We start from the raw sequence: 570 nt of genomic DNA, 5'->3' as shown, positions 1-570 counted from the left end.
CTACAGCACCCAGACCGGCAACATCTACGCGCCGAGTTTCACCGCAGCCGGCGGCAAGGTCGTCGTCGAGGCCGGCGCATCGATCTCGACGCGCACGCCATCGTCGGTGACCTCGGGCGGCGGCTTCGTGCTGATGATCGGCTCGGAGGTCGAGAACGCCGGCTCCATCGCTACACCGCGCGGCCAGACGTTACTTGCGGCCGGTGACGACTTCATCCTGCGCGCTGGCTTTGGGACCGACGCGAACCAGACATCGACTACGCGTGGCAACGAGATATCGCCGGTTATTGGACTGAACAGTGCGGGCGGAACTGTCAGCAATCGAGGCCTGATCCGGGCGCAGCAGGGCGACATCACGCTCGCGGGCCGCGCGATTATCCAGAACGGTGCGTTGATCGCAACGACGTCAGTGAACACCCGCGGCACCATCCATCTGCTGAACAAGGCATCCGACGCGGTAGGAAACATCACGTTCGCCAGCGGCAGCCTGACCGCGGTCCTGCCGGAGCTCGACAGTAAGGAGACCGCGCTCGACAGCCAGCGCGATGCGCTGATCACGGCTTCCACGGC

The 570-nt window shown here is 65.1% G+C and carries 1 protein-coding gene; it reads left to right on the top strand.

Going from position 1 to position 570, the window contains the following annotated elements; genetic code table 11:
* On the top strand, positions 1–570 hold a 570-nt coding region (locus tag AC1DS5_RS25405; protein WP_477721013.1), incomplete at both ends, for a hypothetical protein.

The organism is Polaromonas sp. P4_H1, from assembly GCF_056400945.1.
Note: the sequence above shows the minus strand (reverse complement) of the source record. Positions and strands in the feature narration are given on the sequence as shown.